The sequence below is a fragment of the Haemophilus sp. THUN1691 genome (assembly GCF_059704425.1).
Map to the genome: position 1 here is coordinate 1,548,708 of NZ_AP046578.1, position 26,432 is coordinate 1,575,139.

A 26,432-nucleotide genomic window follows, 5' to 3' on the forward strand; every position below is an offset into this window, starting at 1 on the left:
ACAGCCATTAAAAAATCTTAAATATTCAAATAAAACTTGATCTGAGTAACAAAAATTCAAATTTATTGTTGAGATTTTTTCTCATTAGATATATCTTTCAAATAAGAATGGATTTCATTTATAAGGTTATTAGTTATATGCCCTACCTTTTACGTTATATCAGCATATCTTTACTCTTTTTATTTTCTCAAGCAGTCTTTGCCGATAATTATCAAAAATGGGTAGATGACATCACTCAACGCTTGAATCACACCGAACAACTTCTTAAAGAAAACAAAATTGATGATGCCAAAACCGAAGTTCAAATGGCCTATTTTGAGGTATTTGAAAATTTAGAAGGTCCCATTCGCATTAATTTTTCTGCGCAAAAAAGCTATCAAATGGAAGCCACTTTTGGTGAAATCCGCAAAATGATTGGCGAAGGTAAATCAATGAATGAGGTTCAAGCCAAAATCAACGGTTTAAAAAATGAATTACAGCAAGTTTTACCTTCTCTTGTTGAAGGGCATCAACTCAATGCTGATAGTCAGCACGGCGTTTATGATAATCAAGCCATCAAACCTTATTGGCAACAAAGTTTCAAAACCATTGATGATTTTATCGCTCAAGCCATTACCGCTTATGAAAGCGGTGATTTTGCCAATGCTAAAAAAGCATTCCAACAAGCTCAATATGACGGCTACAAAAATTCTGAAATGGAAATGTCGGTCAGAACCAACCGCTCTTCTGAAATTTCAGCCGCAATCAATCAACAATTCTATAATTTGATTCGTTTGAGCGAACAACCTGATCAAATGACGGAAATTGCTTACCAAAGCACTCAACTCTTGCAAGATATTGAAGAACAGCTTCCTAATTTGCCTACCACTCGCGATGAACAAAACGCTCAAGCGACACAATCACAAGCGCAAACTTCAAATAACGTTGCAGAGCAAGATTGGGCAAAAATTACGACCGAAATCAACCAACGTATTCAACAAGCTATCGCCCTTTATGAACAAGGTGATGCGAAAAAAGCCATGCTTGCAGTGCAAGACACTTACTTTGACGTATTTGAAAGTTCTGGCATGGAAAACAAAGTAGGCTCGCGCGATAGCAACTTTAAAGCAGAATTAGAAGGTTATTTCACCCGTTTAGTCAGTCTAATGAAAGCGGGAAATGGCGACAAATTACAGGAACAAGCTGCAGGTTTAAGCCAAAACTTAGCCAAAGCGGTTCAAATATTGCAAGGTGGCGAACAAAGTGATTGGTCTATGTTCTTATATAGCTTGCTTATTATTTTACGTGAAGGCTTAGAAGCGTTATTAATTGTTGCCGCTATTGTGGCTTATATGGTGAAAAACAATCATCATGATAAATTGCCAGTTATTCGCCAATCCGTTTATGTGGCGTTAGGGGCAAGCATAGTTACTGCATTCATCTTCCAACTTATTTTTGAAAACTCAGGCCAAAACCGTGAATTGCTTGAAGGTTTCACGATGATTATCGCGGTCTTTATGCTGTTTAGTATGAGTTACTGGTTGCTTTCTAAAGTCGAAGCACAAAACTGGAAACGCTACCTCGAGGGCAAACTCTCAACGGCATTAACGGCAGGCTCTCTATTCGGCTTATGGCTTACCAGTTTCCTTGCTGTATATCGTGAGGGCGCAGAAACCGTATTGTTCTATTATGCCCTAGTTGGCGATGCGAAAAGTGCGGTCAGTTTAGCCTATCTTTTTGCCGGCTTTATTTGTGGGGTGATTTTACTCGCAATTTGCTACTTTATAATGCGTTACACCGTGGTTAAATTGCCATTAAAACCATTCTTTATGTTTACTGGTTCATTTATGTATTTAATGGCATTTGTGTTTGCTGGCAAATCTGTACTTGAACTTATTGAAGGTAAACTGTTTGAACCAACATTAATTAACGGTGTACCAGAAATCTCGTGGTTAGGTGTTTATCCTTATGTGGAAACCCTTGTGCCACAAGCGATCTTAATTCTTGCTGCTATTTTTGCTTTGTTTGTTATGAAATATCAAAGCAAAAAAGCGGTTTCCAATTAACTCAAAACTCATCTCAGGAGAGAAACTATGAAAAAAGCACTTCTTAGCGCAAGTTTATTAGCAGGAATGTTTGCAGCAACTTCTGCTTACGCATTCCAAGAATATCCAATCGGTGAAGCGGTTACCATGAATGACATGGAAATTGCAGCGGTTTACTTAAAACCAGTGGATATGGAACCTCGCGGCATGGGCTTGCCTGCAGCAAAATCTGACATTCACTTAGAAGCAGACATTCACGCGGTGAAAGGTAACAAAAACGGTTTTGGTGAAGGTGAATGGATGCCTTATTTAACCATCAACTATACTTTAGTCAATACCGATACTGGTGCTAAACAAGAAGGTACCTTCATGCCAATGGTTGCTGGCGATGGCCCACACTATGGCGCAAACATCAAAATGATGGGCGTGGGTAACTACAAATTAACTTATCATATCGATCCGCCACCAAAAGCTGGTATGCACCGCCACACCGATGAAGAAACTGGCGTAGGTCGTTGGTGGAAACCATTTGATGTAAATTATGAATTTAAATTTACTGGTTTAAAATAATAGTGCTGTAGGGTGGGCTTTAGCCCACCAATTAACAATCAGACATGAAAAAACGGTGGGCTAAAGCCCACCCTACCATTTAAAATTCTCTTTCTATGACTTATTTTTTCATTTTTGTTCTGCAATCTCTTTTGCCAATTTCGCTTTTACTCGGTGCATCTTGGGCAATCAAAAAAGGCAACATTTCGCCTAAAACGCTTATTTGGCTAAGTCTTATTGGCTTGGCTTTGGGTGTTGTCCTGCGACTCAATATTCCTAATAGACAAACCAGCAATCTTATTCTAACCATCGGTTTTTTAATTATCTTCTTACTTTTTGCAATCAGCCAATGGAGCAAATCATCAAACCTTGCCGCATTCTGGCAATTTGCATTAATGCTTATAGCAGGAGCAACTTGGGCAAAAGATCCAAACATCACCGCACTCACCAACACAGATGTTATTAACACTGACTTTATTTTAAATATAAGTGCGGTTATTTTTGGCGTAATTTTTAGTTTAGCTTCAAGTGCATGGCTCTATTTCTTACTTAAACAGCAACAAAAAACACAAGGGAAATCCACCGCACTTTTTGCACTCAGCTTTTTACTTTTTGTCGCTTTAATTCTTCCGCTTGTAGCAGAACTACTGCTTACCTTAATGAAATTACAACTCATTGAACTAACCAAAGTGCGGTTAAGTTTTGTGGCAAAATCAGGGGAAATCTCCGCTTGGCTCAATATCATTTGTGTTGTATTAATGCTCGTTGTGTTGTGTATTTTTACCATTCAAACACATTCAATACGTTTAAGAGAAGCAAAAGCCGAAAAAGATCTTATTGAAAAACGCAAAAAATTAGCCTTCGTACAAACATCAAAACGCACTATTTACTGGGGAATACTGGGTATTTTATTTGTTGCCGCAAGCCAACTTTATTGGGAAAAAGTTGCCTCTCAACCGCCACAACTTTCCGAAGCAATTCCAGTACAACTGAATGACAAAAATGAAGTGCATTTAGCACTAGAGCCACTTAAAGACGGTAAACTTCACCGTTTCGTTTGGATTGCTGATGATGGCAAAGCCGTACGCTTTTTCATTATCAATCGCCAACCGAATAAAGTCAGTATGGCGGCAGTATTCGATGCTTGCCTACTCTGTGGCGATCAAGGCTATGTCATGCAAGGCAATCAAGTAGTCTGTGTTGGTTGTGGCGTGCATCTCTTTATTCCATCCATTGGTAAACCAGGCGGTTGCAACCCTGTACCTATTGAAAATTGGCAACAAACTGAAAATGAAATCGTGATTTCTCGTAAAAGCCTTGAAGATGGCTTAAATCTATTCAGTACGATTGTGGAAATTGAAGTGCAAGATCCGATTAGTGGCGCCAAACTCAAAAACACTAAAACTGAATATAAATATAGCCACGAAGGGCATACTTATTTCTTTGAGAACGAAAAAAATCTCGATTTATTCCGCGATAATCCCGATAACTATCTCGGCATTAACAAAAACGAAAATCCAAAAGGGGAATAACAATGCTTGCTCGAATGTTATTTCAATCTTGGCGATTTGGTATCAAACGTAAATTACTCGCCATTATAACTATATTCTTAGCGGCAGGCTTAGTCTCTGCGCTGCTTGCCGTTTCCATTGATATTGGTGACAAAATGGCGAAAGAGCTGAAATCTTACGGTGCCAATATTTTGGTGGAGCCAGCCAGCAATGCGGCATTGCCTGATGAACTCAGCCATAGCGCATCATTATCTAGCCAAGATTTTTTAGATGAAAAAGAACTACCCAACATCAAAGATATTTTCTGGCGAAATAATATCGTGGGGTTTTCCCCGCTGCTTTCAGCAAATGTGCAAGTGACAAAATCTTCACAACATTCCACCGTACTTTCAGCGCCTAAAACGATTAATATTCTTGGTACCTTCTTTGATCATAATATTGCCGTGCCTGATGAAGAAGATTACCACACAGGACAACGAATCATTAGCCCTTATTGGAAAGTAAAAGGGGAATGGGTTGATGATTTAAACAATGACTTTGGCGAAATCGTCCCTGCACTTGCTGGCGAACAACTAGCCAAAAGTAATGATTGGAAAATTGGCGATAAACTTAGCTTAAGCTACACAAACGACAGCGGCGAAAGCCAACAAAGTGTGGTAGAAATTAAAGGTATTTTAAGTACTGGTGGAACAGAAGATAATCAGCTTGTGATACCCCTAAGTGCGGTACAAAATTTGCTTGGTTTAGAAGGCAAAGTGCAATCTGTCCGCGTATCTGCCCTCACCGTGCCAGAAAACGATCTTTCCCGTAAAGCGCGTGCCAATACGGATGCCTTAGATGCGGAAGCCTATGACCGTTGGTATTGCACCGCTTATGTTTCATCAATTTCCCATCAATTAGAAGAAGCAATCTCTGGTGCAATGGTTCGCCCAATTTGGCAAGTCGCCGCGTCTGAAGGTGTCGTCATTGGCAAAATCCAACTCTTACTTGCGGTCGTTACCTTCGCGGCATTAATCGCTGCAGCAATGGGGATTGCTTCCTTAATGAGCGCAGGAATTATCGAACGCTCAAAAGAAATTGGCTTAATGAAAGCCCTAGGTGCCTACCAATGGCAAATCACCTTACTGTTCTACTGTGAAGCGGTGTTGAGTGCATTAGTAGGCGGAATATTTGGCTGTTTAGCTGGATGGGGATTAGCCAAATTTATCGGTGCCGCATTATTCGGTGCGCCTCTTGATTTCGCTTGGATCGTCGTGCCTTGTGTTCTTGTGCTCTCCATTCTTATTGCTGTGATTGGCACTTGGTTCCCTGCACATAAAATCGCTAAACTTTACCCTGTCGAGGTGCTTTATGGCAGAGCATAAAAGCACAAAAACTCAAAGCATGTTCTGGCGATTAATTTTCCGCGCGTTGCGATTACGCCTCCAACGAGTATTCATTATTTTCACCGCTCTTACTGTAGGCGCAAGTATCGTCACTGCAATGGCAGCGGTTTACTTCGACATCAACACCAAAATGAGCCAAGAATTACGTACTTTCGGAGCAAATTTCTACATTGGTTCAGCCGATGGTGGAATGATGAATCAAGCAGAATTAAACGCAATTTTGCAAAAAGCACCCGATAGTTTTATCACGGCAGCCAGTCCTTATCTTTATGGCGTCGCACGCAGTGATTTAGAAAAAATTGTACTGATGGGCGTAAATTTTGATGCCATGCGAATCCTCGCCCCTTACTGGCAAATTACGGGATCAGCAATCAACGTAAATTTTGACGATCGCAATGCGATGATCGGGAAAACCCTTGCTGAACGATTACATGTTAAAGTGGGAGACAGCCTACAACTTTCTAAAAATGCCGTGGAAAAACACAGTTTCAATATTAAAGGAATTGTAGAAGCCGGTGATGCAACTGACAATATGCTCATTGTAAATGTTGAATTTGCACAAAATTGGTTGGATAAAGAAGGCGTAGCAAACAACGCATTACTCAATGTGCAAAATGAGCAAGGTACCAATACAGTTGATCAATTTGCCGAAAAAATCATGCAACAATATCCCGATTTAACCGCACGCCCGATCCGTAAAGTTTCCGCCTCAGAAGGTCAAATTTTAGAAAAAATTAAAGGCTTAATGGGCTTAATTTCCCTTGTGATTTTAGTGCTTGCAACCTTATGTGTGAATACAACCTTAATTGCAATTGTTGGTGAACGATCCAAAGAATTTGCCTTACAGAAAGCACTAGGCGCAAGAAAATTAGACATCATTCGCCAAATCAGCACTGAAATTTTAATTATCGCGTTTTGTGCGATTATTATCGGACTTGGCTTGGGTTATTTATTAGCTCAAGTATTGGGAATAACTGTATTCAAATCTTATATTGATATGCGACTGCCTGTATTGCCAATTACGATTGTACTTTCGTTATTAGTGGCATTTGTAGCTGTTATTATTCCAACACGTCGAGCATTGAGTATTAATGTTGCGAATGTGTTGAAGGGTGAGTAAAAGTGAAATGCTTATAAATAAATAATAAAAGAGAAAAACCATGACCAACTTTGTAATAGAAACCCAACATTTATATAAACGCTTCGGGCAAGTTACCGCTCTTGAAGACATTAATATTCAAATCAAACAAGGGGAATTTGTTGCGATTATGGGGGCATCAGGCTCCGGTAAAACCACGCTAATGAATATTTTAACGGGCTTAGATACCGCTAGCGAAGGGAAAGTCATTTTAGATGGCGTTGATGCTGCCCAATTAGATGAAGTCGGTCGCCAACGTTTTCGCGCTGAAAAAATCGGCTTAGTATTTCAACAATTCCATTTAATCCCTTATTTGACCGCACTTGAAAACGTGATGCTGGCACAACATTATCACAGCGTGATTGATGAAGCATCTGCCAAAGCAGTATTGGGACAAGTAGGCTTAGGCCATCGCATTGACCACCGCCCTAGCCAACTTTCAGGCGGTGAACAACAACGTGTTTGTATTGCGCGTGCGTTAGTGAATCAACCGCCCGTTATCTTTGCCGATGAACCAACGGGAAATTTAGATGAGCAAAACGAATCTTTAGTGCTAGATTTGCTCACAAAACTTAATCAACAAGGGCGCACTATTGTAATGGTGACGCATAATCCAGAGTTAGGTGAACTCACCGATCGTGTTATTTATTTACATCACGGAAAATTTGTAAAGGAAGAAAACCATGCGAACAAATAAACTATTGAAATTAGTTGCCATAAGTGCGGTTATTTTTGGCGCCGTTTCTTGTAAAGATGAAATTGCCTCAGTAGGGCAAAAAGCACCTGATATTGCCGCCTATGATCTTCAAGGCAATCCTGCAAACCTTGAGAATTGGAAAGGCACACGCTTACTTATTTTTTGGTCAGAAACTTGCGGACGTTGCATCGCAGAGTTAAAAGAATTTGAAAAACTCGCAGAAGAGAATCCTGGCAAAGTTTCACTGATTGCGATTAATGTGGATAGCGATAAAATGGACACCAAAGCCGTAGTGGCTAAACGTGAACTCAATTTGCCTGTAATTAAAGATCAAATGAAAATTACAGCTGAACGTTATCAACTTATCGGCACACCAACTTCATTTGTCATTAGCCCTGAAGGAAACATTCAAGCTAAATATGAAGGCAAAATTCCCGAAGACGATTTAACTAAATTATTTAAAGGATAATCTATGAAAAGAATTTACACTACTCTACTCTCTTTAAGTTTACTCACTGCCAGCCAATTTGTATTGGCTGATGTTAATACGGAACAAGCTGAAAATTTTTATAAACGAACCTGTGCGACTTGCCATGGAAAATCCGCTGATAAGTCAGCATTGGGACAATCCATAATTATCAATACGCTTAATTCAGAGGAAATTTACACCGCACTTTCCGATCGTAAAAGTGGAAAAATACAAGGTGCAGGTAACATGGTAAAAAGCAGATTGAGTGAAGAAGAGATAAAAATGCTGTCTGAATTTGTGCCGACATTAAAAAATAAGTAAACAAAAATGCGGTCAATATTGACCGCATTTTTATCACAACCCTACATTATCTTTAATCCGTTCAGCAAACATACCGATGCTCAACGCAAAATAATTAGATTTATTCCAATCCAAAATAGTACGGAAATTATTTGAAACTAAAAATGCTCTGCCCGCTTCGCGATCAGGGCGAACTAACCAAAGCTGAGCATTTTCAAGTGTACTTAATTTTGCTTGCTCCTGTGGATTGGCGCTTTTTAAAATTAGCCCCATCGCTTGCCAATCTTTTAAAGAACGAGCTTTATTGCTTTCTGTACCAGAATAACTCAAATCAATAGGTTGCGTAAGCATCACCTCTACGCCCCAAGGCAAACTATTATCCCAACCTACTGTATGCAAATAATTTGCAATAGAAGCAAAAGTATCAAACTGGTTTTTCCAAATATCTTTTACACCATCATTATTTCCATCAGCCGCATAACGTAAGAAAGTGCTTGGCATAAACTGAGTTTGTCCCATCGCGCCCGCCCACGAACCTAACATACGTTCACGTTGAATATGATCTTTTTCAAGCATTTTCATGGCTGAGATAAATTCTTTCGTAAATAATTTTTCTCTACGACCTTCAAAAGCCAAGGTTGCCACTGCAGAAAGTACATCATATTTGCCTTGATAATGCCCGAAGCTACTTTCCATTCCCCATAACGCAAGCAAATACTCCTGCTGAACACCATATTTTTGGCTTGCTTTTTGCAATGGGGCTTGCACTTCCCAATAACGCTCAGCCGCGACATTGACTTTATTTTGAATTAGCACCCTATTGAGATAATTGCTCGTGCCATTAGGATTAGCCACTGGAGGTGAGTTAGGATCTCTTTTACGAATTTTACCAGCTTGTTCACGATCTAAATCTACGGCCTTTTGCATATAGAGAATATTATTTTGAGCATTTAATACCGATAATGATACGCCTTCAGCGGCTGCTTTACCTTTTAAAAATTGAACATAATCATTAAAATTTTCTGGCGTTCTTTGCTTAGTATAACTGGCACTATTCACCACAGGCTTAATATCAGACGAACTAGAACAACCAACTAAAAAAAGTACGGTGGATAATGCAGAAATTTTAAATAACATATTCAATTTCATCGGATTTCCTATTTACGTAAAAAAGTTTGATAAAGGTTTTTCAATAACGAGGTTGGCAATAAACGAGAACCAAAACGCAATGCAAAAGTAAATAATCCAGATAACAATCCTTGAATTCCCAAACGATATTTTAATTTGAACAAACGCCATTCTGCTTTGGCTTGATTGACCCCACGGCGGCGACTCACCATGCCATTTCCTACTCGTGCATAAACTAAAATATCAGGCAAATTCGCCACATATAAACCTTGTGCAACAAGTTTGATCCACAAATAATAATCTTCTTGAAGATCTTCATATCCACCACAATTAATGACCGCACTTTTTTGATATGCCACCGTCATGTGATTAAACGGACAACGTTTTTGCGTGAATTTGATAATTTCTTGAGCCGACGTTGGCACATTACGATATGCCACAATATCATTTACATTTTCACCAAATTCAGCAATTTGTCCGCCAAAAATGATGGTTTCAGGATGCTGTTCAATAAACGCCACTTGCTTTTCAAAACGCTCAGGCACGCAAATATCATCGGTATCCATACGGAAAACCCAGTCATAAGCACAATGCAATAAACCTTCGTTCAAGGCTTTGCCTAAGCCTCGATTTTGCGGCAATTTAACTAATTTTAATGGCAGTTTTGTTTCAAACTCCGTCACAACAGATTCTAATTCTGGCGTTACTGCGCCATCAAATACCAAGACAATTTCATCTGCTTGACGAGTTTGTGCCACAAGACTTTCAAAACACTCCCGCAAGAATTGAGGATTTTCCTTAATATATAAGGACATAAGGACTGAAAATTTCATTTTATTTTCCTACATAAACCGTTTTAAATTAATGGCTAATTTTGGCGAAATTAAAATAACCAACGTAATAATAAATTGCTTAATGCTTTTTGTTTTCTTAAAAATATCAAAATAATATTTTGCCGCTTTACGCGATAAATTCATGATATGGGGATAAGCCAAAATATAGCTCGCGTTAATATCAAAATTACGAGCTTGCTCTACCGTTTGCACATAGTGCTCACGAATATAATCAATGGCTTTCTGCGTATTAGTGGTATCCGTAGACACACTTGAACGTTTGGTATGGAAAGTACAATAAGTTAGAGGTTCATTAATTTTATAAGGGGTAAAACTTGGCTCTTGTAGCAGTTTTAACAAGAAATCATAGTCTTCCAAAGAACGAAGTGCGATCGATAATCCGCCTATTTTTAAAAACATCTCTTTTTTAATCGCAACCATTGGCATGCCACCAATCTTATTGGCTAACAAAATACGTTCTGTCGAGATTTCTTGAGGTTCAATCGGTTGAGTCACATAAGTAAACCCTTCATTGACCATTTCACACTTAGCTGGATGATAAATAAAATTAATGCCTGGATTTTGCTCAATCACTTGTAATACTTTTTCACATTTTTCCGGCATAAAACGATCATCATCATCGAGAAAAAGCACCCAATCTCCCTTTGATGCACGCACACCAATATTACGACTTTCTGCTGCACCTTGATTCGTTTCATTACGAATAACTGTAACTGGAAAAGAATAGCGTTGCTCAACGACGACTTTTTCTTTTGAGCAATCATCCACAATAATCACTTCAAAATGAGTCGATGTTTGTTGAGTTAAACTTTCTAATAAAGCTGGCACTTCTGCTTTTCGATTATAAGAAGGCACAATAATGCTTAACATAATTCCTTCCTTTAATTAGCCAAATTTTTCTTAATCGCAAAGATTTTTTTCAATGGATATTTCATTAATTTTTTAAACAAATTATTGGATAAAGATCCACGAATACTTTCTAAATTGCTTATCAATACAGGATTTTCAATGACCATAAGAGGGCGAACCACTTTATTTCTTATATTAAAATCCTGTTCAAATAGTAAAAAATCATCCGCTAACCAAAACGGTTTGTTTTGAGAAATTTGCTGAATAAATCTTCTTGCAGCTGATTTTTTAATAAGATAGCCCACCGTTCCTGCAAAATAACTTTTATAAGGGAAAGCGTAATTTACATTGCCTGTTTTTTTGCATAAAAAAGAAAAGGTTATCGGATAATTAATTTCTAAATCAAAATCATTGAAATCATTAATTTTTGACTGCCCAACCAATACAATTTCAGACTCAAGTTTTTCTGCTAAAAGTGCGGTTAAATTTTGCTGAAAATCTGGGTGGAATAAAGCATCGTCTTCACAGACTAACGCATAGCTATCTTCAGCGATATCATTGTCTTCAACAATTTTTTGGTATACAGAAAGATGGCTTAAGGTACAGCCAATCTCGCCCTTAGTGACATTACGGCCATAATGTGCTTTAAATTTTTCAATATTAAAAATAGAGGCTAATTCATCCCAATCTTTTTTCATGGTATTAATGGCAGAAAAAACGTGGAAATCCTCAGTGTTTTTTTGAGAAAAGAATAATTCCCGACGTTGAATATCTTTATCTAAAGAGATCAAATATTTTTTTAACATACAATTATTCCTTATAAAATCGCTTTCCATTCTTCAATAATTTTCTCAATGCCATAATATTCACTCATTAAACAAGATTTGTCTGACATTTGTTGATAAAGTTCAGGATTATTCATTAATAAATCTAAACCATTAACCATTTCCTCAATATTATTTTGTTCACAAAGAAAACCATTTTCTTTATGTTCAACTAATTGCTTTACGCCCGGAGAACAATTAAAGGCAACAATAGGTAAGCCAAATGCCATCGCTTCAATAACGACTAAAGGTAAGCCTTCTGTTTGTGAAGGTAAACAATAAATTGAACTACTTTCATAATAAAAAGCCACATCATTGGTACGAGGAATAAAATTAACGGAATCTTCAATATCCAATGCTTTAGCAAGATTTTTTAAATTCTCTTCTTCCTCACCCGATCCCACTATTTTTAAATTCCAATCGGGATGATTTTTTGCTAAAACTTGCCAGGCTTTTAATAAATAATCAAAACCTTTATAAGAAAATAAATGCCCTACAGATAAAATAGTTTTATTTTCCCATTTTGCTAATTTATTCTTTGGCAAAAGCGTATTTGGATTAGCAATACTGATTATATTGTTCGTTTTAAATTTTTCTTGCCACAGCGTTTTTTCTGATTCGGTTAATGTAACGACTTTATCACATCTTGTTGAAGCTAAATATTTACCGAGTGTGCGAACTAGACGATTGCCGGTAAAGTTAAAAGAATAATGCTCCCATAAAATATGCTTTACATGTAAATTGACCAACGCCAAAGCAGAAAAAAGCATAATCGCACCATCAACCACAATTAAGGTATCCAGCTGTAATTCTTTAACCAATTCTCTTAATTTTTTTGTGATAGAAAAATAATCTTTTTTCAATGAATAGGGCAATTTATTCATTGCGTAAATATTAATTTTTTCATCGACTTGGAAAAAAGGCTTGTTACCGCCAATGCTAATAAAAGAAACATCATATCCCTGTTTAGCAAGAGCATTAGCAACATTAATGGAAACGCGCTCTGTTCCCCCCGCACTTTCGATATTCATAATAAAGAAACCAATTCTTTTCATCTTAAATTTCCTTATAAATCGTTAATCCAAGGTCTGGAAATGAATCATAACAGAATTGCCATCTTGGAATACTCGTTCTAATAAAACGAATTTCTACATTAGGATGACTTAATAAATTAAATGCAACAGAACTGAAGAACGTGTAAATAATCACCTTTTTATCCGATAAATTCTTAAAGACATAATCTTCAAAAATGAGTTCTGATTCAACATAATTTACCCCATCCACTCGGTAATCTTCTGCTGGATGAGGAAAATAATAGTCAAAAGGAATCTGATCTTTTAATTTTTTTATTAATGAGACGTTTTCCTCTTTTGTATTTAACAATGGTTGCCCAATAAAAAATGAGACCTCGCCATCTATCTCACCATCTACTTTATTATCCCATAAGGAAATAGGTTCAATATTGGGAACAATATTTTTATAATTAGGATAAACCGTATAATGTTTTTTTATTTTTTTAAATAATTTATGCACACTATATCTATCGCCAATAAAGGCTTTAATCAGTTTATATTTAAATGTATCAGGCTCTCTCAATAAATTAGGATGTGGGAAAATATTATCTGAACCATCATCAAAGGTATAAAGCTCTTTAAATGAAACATGACTAAGATAAGTTTGTAGCCATAATGAATTAAGATTGGCGAGAAAAACCTTATCAAAACCTTTGTGTGTAATTTTATTCTTAAGCTGGCGCATTAATTTTAGGGAATCGAAACCCTTTAGATCTTTTCCCGTATCAATGTTCATCGAATCACTACAAACCTCCGCTAATTTACTCGCGTACAAGGTTCTTTTTTTATCCCATACACCACCAAACATGACGCCAAAGAATTGCTCGTTAGGATGTAATTCAATGATTTTTCTCGCAATTAATACTTGCAATGGTGTGCAACAAAGAATGAGATTCATAGGGTTTTACTCACTTTAGATGTCATAAAATAAAGAATAGGAATAATGGAAAGCGAACCAATGATTCCAGCATAAGGGATATATTTAATTTCTGTAAAAGTTAAAGCTACAAGGCTTACTACATAAATGATTGTAGATAAAACCGAACATTGGGAAATAAGTTTATTTTTTCCATAATAGAAAAGATAATTAACTAAAATCAAATAAGGAATACTTAATGTGGTCGAAATTAAAAATAAAATAAAATAATATTTCGTTCCCACAAATTGGCTTCCTAAAATCCAAACGAGCACATCTTCAGGAATAATCCACATGACTAAAGCAGGAATAGGTATCAGCAAAAAGGAAAATAGCGCCCATTTATGTAACTGTTGAATCACTAATTTTTTTTGTTTTAAGGCTTCATAAAAATAGGGAATGATCGCTTTATTAAGTGCTTGAATAGCAATAGAAACGACCAAAGCAAGTTGAGCACCCATGGCATAAAGCCCTAAATCTGTTTCACTGAATTTATGATAAATAAAAATACGGTCTAACTGCCCTTTTAAGAAAAAACTCGCATGATGCAAAATGAGCGGCAATCCAAATCCTAAAATATAAAATAATGCAGATTGATAATGTTTAAATTGATATTTTTTAGATGTTGCACTCTTTCTATAAAGAAAATAAGAAAAAAACCAGACGACTAAATTACTCAATAAAATGGCCAAAATTCTTTTTTCAACAAGATCATTTTGATAATTCTCGAGCAATGCGACGGTAAACACCGCCCCAGTAACAGTGAGTGAAAATTGAATAAAAGCATAAGACCAAGCCTTTTTCTGGCATTGTCTTACACTTAGCTGAACATTTAAGAAAGATTGAAAAATTGAGGAAAGTGCTGCGTAAAATAATATTTCAGACTGGGCAATCCAACAACTAATTAAAATAATGCAGCCAATTATTGTGGTATAAGCATAGCCTGTATTCACCACTAAATTTAATGAACGTTTTCCGTAAAAATAAAAATAACGGGAAATTGCGCCTTCTTGAGTTAAAGAAACCACAATCAAAAATAAACTTAAAAAAGTTTGATAATAAGAAAGTGAGCCATACCCTTCTACGCCCAATTTACGCGATAAATAAGGCAAAAGTAAAAAAGGAACTAACTTTGACGATAATTCCCCAACAAGGTAAATGACACTGTCTTTAAAAACTTTCATAAATATAACCGCACTTTTGTGAATTCGAGCGTTTGTTTATCAAAAAATAAGGGGGCTTATTTTAACAAAATCAACATAGACAAGCTATGACTAATCATTATAATGAAACCGCTCTATATCAAGGATCTTATCTATGTTAGAACTAGGAAAACTTCTTACCGCACTTATCGCACCACCTCTCAATACCTTTGTATTACTGATTATTGCAGTAATTTTTTATCGTATTCATTTCAAAAAATTAGCCAAATTTATTGCGCTTATCAGTTTCACGTGGCTTTATGTCATGAGTGCGCCTTTTACTAGTTCATTTCTAACAGATAATGATGACACTCCAGCCCTTACCCTAGATGACTATAAACAAGCTCAAGCCATCGTTATATTAGGCGGTGGATCTTACCCAACCAAAGAACTGTATGCAGAAACGACTTCTGGCGCACCGCAACTAGAACGTTTACGTTATGCGGCATTTTTACAAAAAGAAACGGGCTTGCCTATTTTAACCACGGGCTATTCTTTGATAGGCATTTCTGAAGGTGACTTAATGGCAAAAGAACTTAACCAATTCTTTAATGTGCCAACGCAATGGATCGAAAATAAAGCCCGTAATACGGAAGAAAATGCCAGTTTCACTAAAAATATTTTAGTGAAAGATAATATTCAAAAAATCATTTTAGTAACAAATCAGTGGCATATGAAACGAGCCAAATATCTTTTTGAAAAACAAGGATTTGATGTTCTTCCAGCAGCAGCGGCAAACTATGGCAGCAAAGGAAATCTATCTGCAAAATCTTTTGTTCCTGACTTAGGTGCGTTAAATAGCAATATGGTTTTATTAAAAGAGTGGATTGGTTATTGGAAAGCCCATTACGCACAATAATTTGCTTATAAAAACGAATCTTCTTTGATGAAAATCACAGCTTGCACATATATTTTCGGTTACCATAAAAACCACTCAATTTGATGTAGAGAACAAGTTATGAACGGAATCGAATTACGCATTAAAGGCAAAGTGCAAGGTGTGGGATTTCGCCCTTTTGTGTGGTTATTAGCAAATGAATATGGCCTAAAGGGCGATGTAAATAATGATGGGCAAGGCGTATTAATTCGATTTGTAAATCCAGAAAAAGATGCGCTTACACATTTTTTAAAAGATTTACAAGAAAAATTACCGCCTTTAGCACTGATCACAGATATTCAACAATGTGAAAAACACTGGGAAAATCTACCGCACTTTGCTGAATTTGTCATTCGAGAAAGCGAAAACAATGCGATGGACACACAAATTGTGCCTGATGCCGCCACTTGTCCCGCTTGCGTAGAGGATTTATTCAATCCTGAAAATCGTCGTTATCACTATCCTTTCACTAATTGCACCCATTGCGGGCCTCGTTTTACGATCATCAAAAAAATTCCTTATGATCGTAAAAATACATCGATGTCGGATTTTCCTTTCTGCCCAGATTGTGAACATGAATATAAAAATCCAGCAGATCGTCGATTTCATGCCCAACCTAATGCCTGCCCAGTTTGCGGCCCGCATATTTGGTTACAAGACAGCGAACATCAACTTGCAACACATCAAACAGCCTTAAAACAAACCGCACTTTTGCTAAAAGAAGGAAAAATTTTAGCAATCAAAGGGCTCGGCGGTTTTCATTTAGCTTGCGATGCACAGAATTTCGATGCGGTTCAATTACTGCGAGATCGTAAACATCGACCAAGCAAACCTCTTGCCGTAATGGTGCCAGGTTTAGATTTTTTACAAAATTTAACAGAAACCGAAATCAAACTACTCACTAGCACAGCTGCACCAATCGTTTTGTTACAAAAAAATAAAGTGTCCAATCTCGCAGAAAATATCGCCCCGAATCTAAATGAAATTGGGGTGATGTTACCGAGTAATCCATTACAGCATTTGCTTTTACGTGAAATCAATCAACCGCTCGTCATGACATCTGCCAATCCTAGTGGCGAACCACCTGTTTTAGATAACGAAAGTGCGGTGAAAAAATTAAGTAATTTAGCAGATTTCTATCTTTGCCATAATCGCGATATTTTGCAGCGCGCTGATGATAGCCTAGTGAGAGCCTCTTTTGATGGTGTAGAAATGCTACGCAGAGCACGTGGCTACGTTCCAGATGAAATGCTATTGAAAACGGAAAATACAAAAAATATCTTAGCGTTGGGTTCTGATCTTAAAAATACATTTTGCCTACTAAAACAAAATAAAGCCGTTGTTAGCCAACATATTGGTGATACCGCCAATGAGCTTGTGCAACAACAATTAGAAAATAATATCGACTTATTTTGCCAAATTTATCAATTCAAACCGGATTTAATCACGGTGAATGCTCACTCAGGTTATTTTTCATCAAAAACGGGAAAAAACCTCGCACAAAAATTATCGGTACCTTATGTGGAAGTTTTACATCATCACTCACATATTGCGGCTGTATTAGCTGAACATCATTGTGATGAAAAAGTGATTGGTCTTGCTTTAGATGGAATTGGAATGGGGGCTAACGGGCAACTTTGGGGCGGTGAATGTTTATTAGTAGATGGCGAACAATCTCAACATTTAGGTGGATTACCTGCCGTTGCTTTGCCAGGAGGCGATCTTGCAGCCACCCAACCTTGGCGTAATTGGCTTGCTCATCTTCAAAAATTTGTACCCAATTGGCGTGAAATTGCGGCTAAAACTTGTTCCAAATTGCCTTGGGAGCCTCTTTCCAATGCCATTGAACGTAATCTTAATTCCCCTCTTATTTCATCGGCTGGTAGATTATTTGATGCCGTAGCTTATGGGTTAGGTATTGTGGGTGACAAACTCTCTTGGGAGGGGGAAGCAGCTTGTTATTTAGAAGCGCTAGCCACAAAATCTGATTTTATCAAAGATGAAAAAAGTGCGGTCAATATTCAGGTTAAAATGCCAATCAAAAATAATCAATTGGATTTAGCCACATTTTGGCAAAATTGGCTGGATTACGATGATTCCAAAGAAAACAAAGCATTTATTTTCCATTATGCGCTAGCAAAAGGTTTTGCTGAATTAGCTTGTCAGCAAGCCAAACGCCACAATTGCAAAACCATTGTACTTTCAGGCGGTGTAATGCATAACCAATTATTACGTCGTTTATTGAAACAAGAGCTTGTGGAGTTTAATGTGTTAAGCGCACATCAATATCCAATGGGAGATGGCGGATTAAGTCTAGGGCAAGCGATGATCGCATCAAGATTGTCTGCTAATGCCAAATTCATTTTAACAAATGTTGCTTATTAACATATAAAAAAACGATCGCAAGTTAAGCGATCGTTTTTATGAATGAAGGCAATTACAATCGAGTAATTTCTCCTAAATCGCCCCCATCCTTCAAAAATCCATAGAAAAATTCCACCGCACTTTTTACAGCTTCACTCATCGGAAAACCAAAGGAAACAAGATCGGGCTGGATACCAATAAAAATAACCTCAGGAATATCTTCCTCTAATTGCTCGATTAAAAAATTAAGTGGCAAATTATGCGTGCTGACGAAGAACATTTCTGCAATGAGTTCTTTATCGATAATACGAATTTTGCCAACGGGCAATTCCATTTCTGTTGCATCAAAGATAATTAAACGCTTTGGTTTCATGGCACGGATCTGATGCACAAGATTTTCCGGTGCAGAACCACCATCAAGTGCGGTCCAATTTGGCAACGGATTTTCACTACAAAGCTGAGCAAGATAAGGGCCAGCGCCGTCATCGCCCATCATTGTGTTACCAACAGTTAGGATTACATTTTCATTCATCACGGCGTTTCACCATAATATACATCACAGGTTCACGCTGAATGGAAGCAAGCGTATCCATTAAAATATCGACCCATTTTTGATGTTCAGGCGAAAAATTGGATCTATTTTCATCTAGTGCCTTAGCCAATAAATTCACATGACTTGAATCAATCACAATTTCACCAAATTTCATTAAGCCCGCAAATTTACGTTTTGCATCCCCTTCAGGGAAAGTATCTACAAAACGTTGGTAATCGGCATAATCACAAATTAGCAATTTTTTAAAACAGTCAATTACTCCAACGTGGTGGCCAATCGCAAGGGAATAATACATTACTTGCTTGGCTTGCTCTGGAACTTGCTCATCGTTTTCAACAAAACGCTCATTGAGTAAATAGAAAAAAACTTGGGTTGTCATGGTACGTCCTATAAAACTTGTAAAGTAATTTCTTCGCTAATCAATACTGCCAAATCTCCCCTTCCCCCTCTTTGCTAAAGAGGGGGATTCTTCTTTAGCAATAAAATGTCTTCTCTCTCATTTTAGTTTTCTGTTGTTAATGCAGAAAACTAGATTGAAATAGACCGCTCTTATTCCTCTATTTTTCCAAAGAGAGGATTCTTCTTTAGCAATAAAGTATCTTCTCTCTCATTTTAATTTTCTGTTGTTAATGCAGAAAACCAGATTGAAATTGACAGCTCTTATTACTCTCTTTTCCAAATAGAGAATTCTTCTTTAGCAATAAAGTATCTTCTCTCTCATTTTAATTTTCTGTTGTTAATGCAGAAAACCAGATTGAAATTGACAGCTCTTATTACTCTCTTTTCCAAATAGAGAATTCTTCTTTAGCAATAAAGTATCTTCTCTCTCATTTTAGTTTTCTGTTGTTAATGCAGAAAACCAAATTGAAATTGACCGCTCTTATTCCCCTCTTTAGCAAAGAGGGGTAAGGGGAGATTTGGCAGAAATCAAAACGGAGCTATTAGTTTATTTAGCAATCGTTAGACTATCCCGAAAACGGCATACTAATTGCATGTAATCGGTTTACGATTTCACTCAAACGAGGATCCGCTTCACGTTCCAAAAATTCGCCAAGACGAACACCAAATGGAACCTGATCTTTTTCAGACATCATACTCATAAATTGATTAGCAATGTCTCCACCTTGTCGATAACCAGCCAAACGACGCGCTTCACGTTCTAATTCCACGCGTAAATCTAATGGAATATTTGGGAAACGTAATTTAGCCTCTGCATTAGGATCGGCAATTTCTTGTTTACCTTTGAGTTTTTGATCAAGTAAACCAAGTGCCATTGCAAAACCATAAATAGTCGCGGCTGGAGTTGGAGGGCAACCAGGAATATACACATCAATTGGTACAATTTGATCGCTACCGCCCCACACGCAGTACAAGTCATGGAAAATACCGCCACCACAACCGCACGCTCCATAAGAAATACAGATTTTTGGATCGGGTGCAGCTTGATAAGCACGCATTGCAGGTGTACGCATTGCACGAGTTACCGCACCAGTAAATAATAAAATATCCGCATGGCGAGGAGAGGCAACAACCTTAATCCCAAAACGTTCTGCGTCAAAGGTTGGTGTAATGGTACTAAAAATTTCAATTTCACAACCATTACAACCGCCACAGTCAACACGGTAAACATAAGCGGAACGTTGAATATTTTTCAACAAAGTTTGTTTCATTTTCGCAATGTTTTCATCCACACTAAATGGCGTTGAAATACCATTCACGGGCATTGGGATTTGTGTGTTCATCTTGCAATCTCCCTAACGTGATCAAATAACGCCAATTTCACGCGCATATTGGATTCCATATCGGCGGTTTTTTCCAAACTGTTTTGGCGTTTACAGGTTGGGCAAGTATTGAGCACCGCTAATTTATGTTTTACCAGTTCATCGTTATCCAACGTTTGTTTGAATAAATCCACGGCATAATTGAGTTCTTTATGAGAAACAAAAGGTTGACCACATTGATGACAAATCGTTGTAGTAAAGGTTGTTTCTTGATAAAGATCCTGTTTATTGCTGACTGATAATTCAAAATCTTGGCTTAAACGAATGGCTTTTGTCGGACAAACTTCTTCACAACGGCCACAGAAAATGCAGCGGCCTAAAAATAATGACCAAGTACGTTCGCCTGTTTCAGGATCAGTACGCATGGTAAGCGCATTAGCTGGACATGCCATTGTACAGGCTGCACAAACAATACATTGATCAGAGTTCAGTTCTGGTTTACCACGGAAATCAGGATCAACTTCATAGGGTTTAAACGGATATTTAGTGGTAACATCCCCCGCATTTAATACGGTTTTAAGTAATTTAAACATTGTGCGCCCCCTATTTTAATGGTGAATTTTTACGTTCAATGCCGTAGCGTTCGATTTCTTTATAAGAAACCGTTTGAGCTTTGCGTTTACGTACATCCACCACCGTCACACGGTCAGTACAAGAATAGCAAGGGTCAAGGCTACCAATGATAAGTGGCGCATCTGATACCGTATTGCCACGCAACATATAACGTAAAGTTGGCCAGTTTGCATAAGTCGCTGCACGACAACGCCAGCGATATAATTTTTGGTTATCGCCAAGCATTGACCAGTGAATATCTTCACCACGCGGCGCTTCCGTGATACCTAAAGCAAAACGTCCAGGGGTGTAATTGAAACCTTCAGTGATAATCGCACCAGTTGGCAAGTTATCTACCATATAATCAATGATATTCATGGATTCAAACACTTCATTTACCCGCACTTTCACACGAGAAATGACATCACAACCATCTTCAGTGAAAACATTGAATGGCACATCGCCATAACCTGAGAATGGATGAACTTTACGCACATCACGGGCAAAACCAGAGGCACGAATTAATGGCCCAACAGGACTGAAATCACGTGCTACTTGGCGTTCTAATTTACCTACGCCCACAGTACGTTGTTCCATATTTGGCGTATTGAGTAAAATGTCCACCAATGTTTTGATTTCTTCACGCATTTCTGCAATAAGCTTAATGCATTGTTCACGTTGATGTTTCAACATATCACGACGCACACCACCGATAAGGTTAATACCATAGGTTTTACGTGCACCAGTTAGTACTTCAGCCAAGGTCATGGATTTTTCACGCACACGGAAGAATTGCATAAAGCCTGTATCAAAACCGGTAAAGTGGCTAGATAAACCTAAGTTCAATAAATGACTGTGCAAGCGTTCAACTTCCAACAAAATTGCACGAATCCATTGTGCACGTTCAGGAATTTGAATACCTAACGCATTTTCGACTGAGTTAGCATAAGCAACGCTATGAGTAAAACCACAGATACCGCACACACGGTCAGCCAAGAAATTGACTTGATCGTAATCCATTCGGGTTTCTGCCAATTTTTCCATACCACGGTGTACATAGAATAAACGATAGTCCGCATCAATGATATCTTCCCCATCCACGAATAAACGGAAATGTCCTGGTTCATCCGAAGTGATATGTAACGGGCCAAGTGGAACAATACGTGCTTCGCCTTTTTCGTTAATAAACTCATAGGTTTCCGTTGCCGTAGTTGGATCTGGACGCAAACGGTAGTCCATTGAATCTTTACGTAATGGGTAAAGATCATCTGGCCAGTCATCTGGTAACACTAAACGACGTTGATCGGGAAGACCGACGGCTTTTAAACCGTACATATCGAATAATTCACGTTCGCCCCACACCGCCGCTTTGACTTTCGGTGTCACGGAAGGAAATTCGAGTGTGACTGGATCTACGAGTGCTTTAATCGTCACAAAAGTTTTGACGACACCTTCCATAGAAAGCACATAATACACTGCATAATGACCATGAATTGAGCGTTCATCGTTACCAAAAACTAATGGCAACCAGCCTTCATGTTGATAGTAAAGATATTCCACCACATCAGGTAACATATTAGTTTTCACTGTTAAAGTCACTTGATTCGGTGTAGACCACTCCTCATCTAAAATGGTATTCGGAAATTTTGCATTAACGGCTTCAATATAATTTTTGCCGAGCATTTTTACCGGATCGACCGATGTATTTTTAGTTAATTCCATTTTTTCCCCCAGTTGTCGATCATTTCGCTAAACTTTGCCAAGGTAAAACTAGCATATCGCCAAAGGACACATGTTCAGATCCAAGCACAATTCCTACCGCACTTTTTAGTAACTGCAAGATTGGCTCTGCAATATGGATACCCATTACAAACATTAACAACAATAGTATGGCCATTGCCGCCAAAGAGACTTTACTGACTTCGCCTGCTTCCACATTATCAGGTTGTTTGCCAAGCACTGTTTTTAATAGCATTAAGGCAAGTCCTGCAAGCACGATAGTGAGTAAAATTAAGCATAAAATAACTAACCAAGTTTTACCCGCTGTAATCCCTGCAACCACAACACTAAATTCACTCACAAATACGTTAAATGGAGGGATACTACCCAATGCCAACGCACCACCTGCGAAAAGCACCGCACTCACTGGTGCAACACGCCATAATCCACGCACTTGATTCATATCACGAGTTTTATATTTCAATAGAATATTACCCGATGCACAGAATAATAAGGTTTTCGCAAGACTGTGGTTGATGGTGTGAAGTAAACCTGCAAATACCCCAATTGGGCCACCAAGACCGAAAGCGAAACTGATTAAGCCCATATTTTCGATACTTGAGTAAGCAAGCAAACGTTTAATATCAAATTGCACGATGATAAATAACGCCGCCACAAGCACTGAAAGTAAACCAAAGATCAACATTAAAGTTTGTGGAAACTCTGCGCCAACCGCTTTTGAAACTAATGTGTAGTAACGCAACACCACAAGCATTGCACAGTTTAATAACACCGCTGATAAAATTGCACTCACTGGGCTTGGTGCTTCACTGTGTGCGTCTGATAACCAAGTATGCATTGGAAATAGACCGCACTTCGTGCCGAAACCAATCAATACGAAAGCGAATGCGATATACATCAACATTGGGTTTAAACCTGTGGCTTGTTGATTCACTGCTGACCAGAAAATCGCTTGGCTTGGATCAGCAAGCACGCCATTTGCATTAGCAAAGGTTAAAAGTGTTCCGTATAAACCGAAAGCGACGCCAACAGAACAGATGATGATGTATTTCCACGCAGCTTCAAGGGATGTTTTTTGTTTGTAAGTACCGACCAAAAACGCAGAGCTTAATGTTGTCGCTTCAATGGCAACCCACATTAAAATTAAGTTATTGGTGATAACTGACACAATCATCGTAAAGAAGAATAAGTGTAAGAAGCCGTGGTAATGTGCATAGGTTTTAAAATCAATATGCCATTCTTCCAATTCTGTGTTCATATAACCGATGGAATACACTCCAGCAAGTGAACCCACGACAGCAATTAAACCTAAGAAAATGGCAGAAAGACTATCAACATACACCCAGTTGTTAAATGCACTGATATTGCCTTTTTCCAACACGCCAGAAATGACCTGTACAGAAAAGAACAACATCAAAATTAACCCAGTAATATGGAATGCGGTACAAACTGTCCGATTTTTTGTTCCGCGTAGTGCAAAGCTTTCAAAAGCGATGACTAAAGGTGCGACTAATAACGCAATTATCCATTGTTCATACATAGCGTTACCCCTTCAAACTCATAAGTTGTTTAGCATCAACAGTGTTGAAAGTGCGGTAAATTTTATTCACCAACACCACCATAATGATGACCGCAAAAATCGCATCGGTGGCAATGCCGATTTCAACTAATTCTGGCGCATTGTTGGCAAGTAAAGCCAACGTTAAATGCGCACCGTTTTCCATTAAACAATAACCGAAAACTTGTTTCACAATATTGCGTTGGCTCACAATACACACTAAACCTAAAAGGAAGTGGCTAAGTGAGACTGACAACGCTGGTTTTAAATGTTCAACTAACGGTAAGTTCACTGGAATGACAACAAAGTAACATAAGCAAACGATGATAGATGTGATCGGGATCAACCAAGCGACATTCATTCCTGCAGGAGTTTGACTTTCATCAATTTTTCGTAAAGAAAAGATTAAAATTCCTGGCACTAATAATACTTTCGTGATGAATGCACTAATGGACCACATATAAAGTTCGTGAGCTTGCATTTCAAATGCCAAATAAACGAATAACACCACCAATACAAGAGACTGTAAGCCATAGCATAACGCGGATTTTTTTGCGGTTTTTGCCATAATGACACAAAGCGATGTAATGATGAGCAAACTCGCTAATACATTGATCATTAACATAATTCTCTCCTTAACCCGCAAGGCCTAACCAATAGGCAGCGATAAAGCTAGAACACACAGACATCACCATTAAAATCACTAAAACAAATGTCATAGAGAATGGCAATGGTTGTGCATTTTGCACGTTTTCAGATGGTTTACCGATAACACATTGACCAAATTTATAAAGCAACCAAACAAACGTTGCAGTAGATTCAATCAACGCAATCACCATTAACCAAGTTACCCATGAATATTCTTGTCCAAGATCGAAACCTGCGGCAAATAATGGGAATTTACTGAAGAAACCGTTAAACGGCGGCACACCAGCAATAGCCAATGCAGCAATACCAAATCCAGTACCAACCACAGGCATGGTGCGCATAATCCCTTGTAAACGAGGCATTGAACGTGTGCCTGTGGCATAACTCAATGAACCTGCAACTAAGAAGAATAAACTTTTCGCAAAGGCGTGGTTAAAGATATAAGCAATCGCTGCAACAAAAGCTAATTTAGAACCTAATGCTGCAAGAGAAAGCCCGATGAAAATGTAAGAAAGTTGAGTAATAGTTGAATACGCAAGTAAGCGTTTTAAATCCGCTTGTGGCAAGTACATTAAGAAACCATAAATCAATGTAATCATTGCCATCACAGTTCCCACCTCACCCACAATGTGCGGAATTTCACCAGCAGACATCACGGAACGAGCGAAAATATAGACGCCCACTTTTACCATTGATGCGGCGTGCAAATACGCACTGACAGGTGTTGGCGCTTCCATCGCATTTGGTAACCAAATTTGCATTGGAAGTTGCGCTGATTTACCCCATGCAGCAAACATCACGCCAAATAACACGATAGTTTTCGCTTCTGGCGCAAGATGTTCTAACGCCGTGATAGAGAATGTGCCAGATTGGCTAAATAAATAAGCCGCGGCAAGATATAAACCTAATGAACCTACGTGAGTGATAATCAACGCTTTCATCGCAGCCGCCATTGCTTTTTGGCTTTGATAATAGCTGATTAATGCCCAAGAACATCCCCCTGTGATTTCAAAGAAAAGCAACTGACCCGCTAAAGTTGATGAATACACCAAGCCCGCCATTGCACCGATGAAGATCAATAAGAAAGCATAAAAACGAGGTAATCCGTTATGCGGATGTTCACGGTTTTTATCGGTTAAATAACCACAAGAATATAAGCAAATTAAGAAACCTAACCCCACAACGGCAAAGGCAATTAAAGTGCTCACTGCATCTAAGGTCACGCCGAAGATTGCGGTATCACCAAATTTAACTAAATCATAGGTGACAGATTGTACGCCATTTGCATACCACTGCCCTGCCACAGCCAGTGTGCCAAGGGTAGCAAGTGCGGCAAAAATTGTGGCAATTTTTGGGAAAGATTGTTTGTTCAACCCCACAATAAACGCACCGACAAACGGCAAAATGATTGTAATTAGTGCTAAACGTTCCATATTTCCT

Annotated in this window: 25 protein-coding genes; 10 read left to right on the top strand and 15 right to left on the bottom strand. The window is 38.1% G+C overall.

Annotated features, from left to right (window positions below; genetic code table 11):
• Positions 1-137: 137 nt before the first annotated feature.
• The 8 genes from AC6H0J_RS07495 (at position 138) to AC6H0J_RS07530 (ending at position 8,094) form a co-directional block, all read left to right on the top strand.
• Complete coding sequence (locus AC6H0J_RS07495; RefSeq protein WP_239994366.1) at positions 138-2,045, top strand: FTR1 family iron permease; 1,908 nt, start codon at positions 138-140, stop codon at positions 2,043-2,045.
• A gap of 27 nt (positions 2,046-2,072) precedes the next feature.
• Positions 2,073-2,594 (top strand): iron transporter, encoded by a 522-nt coding sequence (locus AC6H0J_RS07500; protein ID WP_005626197.1) that lies wholly within the window; start codon positions 2,073-2,075, stop codon positions 2,592-2,594.
• A 95-nt stretch (positions 2,595-2,689) separates the two neighbouring features.
• Positions 2,690-4,105, top strand: a complete 1,416-nt coding sequence (locus tag AC6H0J_RS07505; RefSeq protein WP_118816821.1) for a Fe-S-containing protein — start codon at positions 2,690-2,692, stop codon at positions 4,103-4,105.
• Between the two features lie 2 nt (positions 4,106-4,107).
• Positions 4,108-5,448, top strand: a complete 1,341-nt coding sequence (locus AC6H0J_RS07510) for an ABC transporter permease (protein ID WP_005626204.1) — start codon at positions 4,108-4,110, stop codon at positions 5,446-5,448.
• The gene (locus AC6H0J_RS07515; protein ID WP_005626207.1) at positions 5,435-6,589 is read left to right on the top strand and encodes an ABC transporter permease; all 1,155 of its coding nucleotides are present in this window, start codon (positions 5,435-5,437) and stop codon (positions 6,587-6,589) included. Before AC6H0J_RS07510 ends, AC6H0J_RS07515 begins: the two co-directional genes overlap by 14 nt.
• Before the next feature lie 40 nt (positions 6,590-6,629).
• Positions 6,630-7,304, top strand: coding sequence for an ABC transporter ATP-binding protein (locus AC6H0J_RS07520; protein WP_005626210.1), 675 nt, complete (start codon positions 6,630-6,632; stop codon positions 7,302-7,304).
• On the top strand, positions 7,291-7,773 hold the full coding sequence (locus AC6H0J_RS07525; protein WP_005626213.1) for a TlpA family protein disulfide reductase: 483 nt from the start codon (positions 7,291-7,293) through the stop codon (positions 7,771-7,773). Before AC6H0J_RS07520 ends, AC6H0J_RS07525 begins: the two co-directional genes overlap by 14 nt.
• 3 nt (positions 7,774-7,776) lie before the next feature.
• On the top strand, positions 7,777-8,094 hold the full coding sequence (locus AC6H0J_RS07530; protein ID WP_005626216.1) for a c-type cytochrome: 318 nt from the start codon (positions 7,777-7,779) through the stop codon (positions 8,092-8,094).
• Positions 8,095-8,127: 33 nt separating this feature from the next.
• Here the strand turns inward: AC6H0J_RS07530 and AC6H0J_RS07535 are convergent, their stop codons facing one another.
• The 7 genes from AC6H0J_RS07535 to lsgA are packed head-to-tail and all read right to left on the bottom strand — an operon-like array spanning position 8,128 to position 14,901.
• Positions 8,128-9,222, bottom strand: a complete 1,095-nt coding sequence (locus tag AC6H0J_RS07535; protein ID WP_005626220.1) for a lytic murein transglycosylase — start codon at positions 9,220-9,222, stop codon at positions 8,128-8,130.
• Positions 9,223-9,230: 8 nt separating this feature from the next.
• Positions 9,231-10,034 (bottom strand): lipooligosaccharide biosynthesis galactosyltransferase LsgF, encoded by an 804-nt coding sequence (gene lsgF, locus AC6H0J_RS07540; RefSeq protein WP_497513376.1) that lies wholly within the window; start codon positions 10,032-10,034, stop codon positions 9,231-9,233.
• Between the two features lie 9 nt (positions 10,035-10,043).
• Positions 10,044-10,925 carry a lipooligosaccharide biosynthesis N-acetyl-glucosamine transferase LsgE gene (lsgE, locus tag AC6H0J_RS07545; RefSeq protein WP_118816820.1) on the bottom strand — a complete coding sequence of 294 codons (882 nt, stop codon included), beginning with the start codon at positions 10,923-10,925 and terminating at the stop codon, positions 10,044-10,046.
• An 11-nt stretch (positions 10,926-10,936) separates the two neighbouring features.
• The gene (lsgD, locus tag AC6H0J_RS07550; RefSeq protein WP_118816819.1) at positions 10,937-11,710 is read right to left on the bottom strand and encodes a lipooligosaccharide biosynthesis galactosyltransferase LsgD; all 774 of its coding nucleotides are present in this window, start codon (positions 11,708-11,710) and stop codon (positions 10,937-10,939) included.
• 11 nt (positions 11,711-11,721) lie between these two features.
• Positions 11,722-12,783, bottom strand: a complete 1,062-nt coding sequence (gene lsgC / locus AC6H0J_RS07555) for a lipooligosaccharide biosynthesis family 4 glycosyltransferase LsgC (protein WP_118816818.1) — start codon at positions 12,781-12,783, stop codon at positions 11,722-11,724.
• A 1-nt stretch (position 12,784) separates the two neighbouring features.
• Positions 12,785-13,699 (bottom strand): lipooligosaccharide biosynthesis sialyltransferase LsgB, encoded by a 915-nt coding sequence (gene lsgB, locus AC6H0J_RS07560; RefSeq protein WP_118816817.1) that lies wholly within the window; start codon positions 13,697-13,699, stop codon positions 12,785-12,787.
• The gene (gene lsgA, locus AC6H0J_RS07565) at positions 13,696-14,901 is read right to left on the bottom strand and encodes a lipooligosaccharide flippase LsgA (protein ID WP_497513379.1); all 1,206 of its coding nucleotides are present in this window, start codon (positions 14,899-14,901) and stop codon (positions 13,696-13,698) included. The genes lsgB and lsgA overlap by 4 nt, the downstream gene beginning before the upstream one ends.
• Before the next feature lie 133 nt (positions 14,902-15,034).
• Here lsgA and AC6H0J_RS07570 point away from each other — a divergent pair, with 133 nt between their 5' ends.
• On the top strand, positions 15,035-15,778 hold the full coding sequence (locus AC6H0J_RS07570; RefSeq protein WP_005626096.1) for a YdcF family protein: 744 nt from the start codon (positions 15,035-15,037) through the stop codon (positions 15,776-15,778).
• Positions 15,779-15,877: 99 nt separating this feature from the next.
• The gene (hypF, locus tag AC6H0J_RS07575; protein WP_118816815.1) at positions 15,878-18,181 is read left to right on the top strand and encodes a carbamoyltransferase HypF; all 2,304 of its coding nucleotides are present in this window, start codon (positions 15,878-15,880) and stop codon (positions 18,179-18,181) included.
• Between the two features lie 52 nt (positions 18,182-18,233).
• Here the strand turns inward: hypF and hycI are convergent, their stop codons facing one another.
• The 8 genes from hycI to AC6H0J_RS07615 form a co-directional block, all read right to left on the bottom strand.
• Positions 18,234-18,692 carry a hydrogenase maturation peptidase HycI gene (hycI, locus tag AC6H0J_RS07580; RefSeq protein ID WP_005626092.1) on the bottom strand — a complete coding sequence of 153 codons (459 nt, stop codon included), beginning with the start codon at positions 18,690-18,692 and terminating at the stop codon, positions 18,234-18,236.
• Positions 18,685-19,092 carry a formate hydrogenlyase maturation HycH family protein gene (locus AC6H0J_RS07585; RefSeq protein WP_005645452.1) on the bottom strand — a complete coding sequence of 136 codons (408 nt, stop codon included), beginning with the start codon at positions 19,090-19,092 and terminating at the stop codon, positions 18,685-18,687. Before AC6H0J_RS07585 ends, hycI begins: the two co-directional genes overlap by 8 nt.
• A 586-nt stretch (positions 19,093-19,678) precedes the next feature.
• Positions 19,679-20,455 carry an NADH-quinone oxidoreductase subunit B family protein gene (locus AC6H0J_RS07590; RefSeq protein WP_005626090.1) on the bottom strand — a complete coding sequence of 259 codons (777 nt, stop codon included), beginning with the start codon at positions 20,453-20,455 and terminating at the stop codon, positions 19,679-19,681.
• Positions 20,452-21,027 carry a formate hydrogenlyase complex iron-sulfur subunit gene (locus AC6H0J_RS07595; protein WP_005626087.1) on the bottom strand — a complete coding sequence of 192 codons (576 nt, stop codon included), beginning with the start codon at positions 21,025-21,027 and terminating at the stop codon, positions 20,452-20,454. The genes AC6H0J_RS07590 and AC6H0J_RS07595 overlap by 4 nt, the downstream gene beginning before the upstream one ends.
• Before the next feature lie 10 nt (positions 21,028-21,037).
• A complete protein-coding gene (locus tag AC6H0J_RS07600) occupies positions 21,038-22,768 on the bottom strand; it encodes a hydrogenase large subunit (protein WP_005626084.1) in 1,731 nt (576 codons plus the stop codon).
• Between the two features lie 19 nt (positions 22,769-22,787).
• Positions 22,788-24,326 carry a hydrogenase 4 subunit F gene (locus AC6H0J_RS07605; protein ID WP_005626082.1) on the bottom strand — a complete coding sequence of 513 codons (1,539 nt, stop codon included), beginning with the start codon at positions 24,324-24,326 and terminating at the stop codon, positions 22,788-22,790.
• Between the two features lie 4 nt (positions 24,327-24,330).
• Complete coding sequence (gene hyfE / locus AC6H0J_RS07610; protein ID WP_005626080.1) at positions 24,331-24,969, bottom strand: hydrogenase 4 membrane subunit; 639 nt, start codon at positions 24,967-24,969, stop codon at positions 24,331-24,333.
• Positions 24,970-24,979: 10 nt separating this feature from the next.
• Positions 24,980-26,425 (bottom strand): hydrogenase 4 subunit D, encoded by a 1,446-nt coding sequence (locus tag AC6H0J_RS07615; RefSeq protein ID WP_005626079.1) that lies wholly within the window; start codon positions 26,423-26,425, stop codon positions 24,980-24,982.
• Positions 26,426-26,432: the final 7 nt, after the last annotated feature.

What these genes read in the sequence shown, in the direction of transcription:
- AC6H0J_RS07515 (WP_005626207.1), top strand. Translation starts at nt 5,435, where the DNA reads ATGGCAGAGCATAAAAGCACAAAAACTCAAAGCATGTTCTGGCGATTA.
- AC6H0J_RS07520 (WP_005626210.1), top strand. Translation starts at nt 6,630, where the DNA reads ATGACCAACTTTGTAATAGAAACCCAACATTTATATAAACGCTTCGGG.
- AC6H0J_RS07605 (WP_005626082.1), bottom strand. Translation starts at nt 24,326, where the DNA reads ATGTATGAACAATGGATAATTGCGTTATTAGTCGCACCTTTAGTCATC.
- AC6H0J_RS07510 (WP_005626204.1), top strand. Translation starts at nt 4,108, where the DNA reads ATGCTTGCTCGAATGTTATTTCAATCTTGGCGATTTGGTATCAAACGT.
- AC6H0J_RS07585 (WP_005645452.1), bottom strand. Translation starts at nt 19,092, where the DNA reads ATGACAACCCAAGTTTTTTTCTATTTACTCAATGAGCGTTTTGTTGAA.
- lsgE (WP_118816820.1), bottom strand. Translation starts at nt 10,925, where the DNA reads ATGTTAAGCATTATTGTGCCTTCTTATAATCGAAAAGCAGAAGTGCCA.
- lsgA (WP_497513379.1), bottom strand. Translation starts at nt 14,901, where the DNA reads ATGAAAGTTTTTAAAGACAGTGTCATTTACCTTGTTGGGGAATTATCG.
- hypF (WP_118816815.1), top strand. Translation starts at nt 15,878, where the DNA reads ATGAACGGAATCGAATTACGCATTAAAGGCAAAGTGCAAGGTGTGGGA.
- AC6H0J_RS07570 (WP_005626096.1), top strand. Translation starts at nt 15,035, where the DNA reads ATGTTAGAACTAGGAAAACTTCTTACCGCACTTATCGCACCACCTCTC.
- AC6H0J_RS07535 (WP_005626220.1), bottom strand. Translation starts at nt 9,222, where the DNA reads ATGAAATTGAATATGTTATTTAAAATTTCTGCATTATCCACCGTACTT.
- lsgD (WP_118816819.1), bottom strand. Translation starts at nt 11,710, where the DNA reads ATGTTAAAAAAATATTTGATCTCTTTAGATAAAGATATTCAACGTCGG.
- AC6H0J_RS07495 (WP_239994366.1), top strand. Translation starts at nt 138, where the DNA reads ATGCCCTACCTTTTACGTTATATCAGCATATCTTTACTCTTTTTATTT.
- AC6H0J_RS07530 (WP_005626216.1), top strand. Translation starts at nt 7,777, where the DNA reads ATGAAAAGAATTTACACTACTCTACTCTCTTTAAGTTTACTCACTGCC.
- AC6H0J_RS07600 (WP_005626084.1), bottom strand. Translation starts at nt 22,768, where the DNA reads ATGGAATTAACTAAAAATACATCGGTCGATCCGGTAAAAATGCTCGGC.
- AC6H0J_RS07500 (WP_005626197.1), top strand. Translation starts at nt 2,073, where the DNA reads ATGAAAAAAGCACTTCTTAGCGCAAGTTTATTAGCAGGAATGTTTGCA.
- lsgF (WP_497513376.1), bottom strand. Translation starts at nt 10,034, where the DNA reads ATGAAATTTTCAGTCCTTATGTCCTTATATATTAAGGAAAATCCTCAA.
- AC6H0J_RS07505 (WP_118816821.1), top strand. Translation starts at nt 2,690, where the DNA reads ATGACTTATTTTTTCATTTTTGTTCTGCAATCTCTTTTGCCAATTTCG.
- hycI (WP_005626092.1), bottom strand. Translation starts at nt 18,692, where the DNA reads ATGAATGAAAATGTAATCCTAACTGTTGGTAACACAATGATGGGCGAT.
- hyfE (WP_005626080.1), bottom strand. Translation starts at nt 24,969, where the DNA reads ATGTTAATGATCAATGTATTAGCGAGTTTGCTCATCATTACATCGCTT.
- AC6H0J_RS07525 (WP_005626213.1), top strand. Translation starts at nt 7,291, where the DNA reads ATGCGAACAAATAAACTATTGAAATTAGTTGCCATAAGTGCGGTTATT.
- lsgB (WP_118816817.1), bottom strand. Translation starts at nt 13,699, where the DNA reads ATGAATCTCATTCTTTGTTGCACACCATTGCAAGTATTAATTGCGAGA.
- lsgC (WP_118816818.1), bottom strand. Translation starts at nt 12,783, where the DNA reads ATGAAAAGAATTGGTTTCTTTATTATGAATATCGAAAGTGCGGGGGGA.
- AC6H0J_RS07615 (WP_005626079.1), bottom strand. Translation starts at nt 26,425, where the DNA reads ATGGAACGTTTAGCACTAATTACAATCATTTTGCCGTTTGTCGGTGCG.
- AC6H0J_RS07590 (WP_005626090.1), bottom strand. Translation starts at nt 20,455, where the DNA reads ATGAACACACAAATCCCAATGCCCGTGAATGGTATTTCAACGCCATTT.
- AC6H0J_RS07595 (WP_005626087.1), bottom strand. Translation starts at nt 21,027, where the DNA reads ATGTTTAAATTACTTAAAACCGTATTAAATGCGGGGGATGTTACCACT.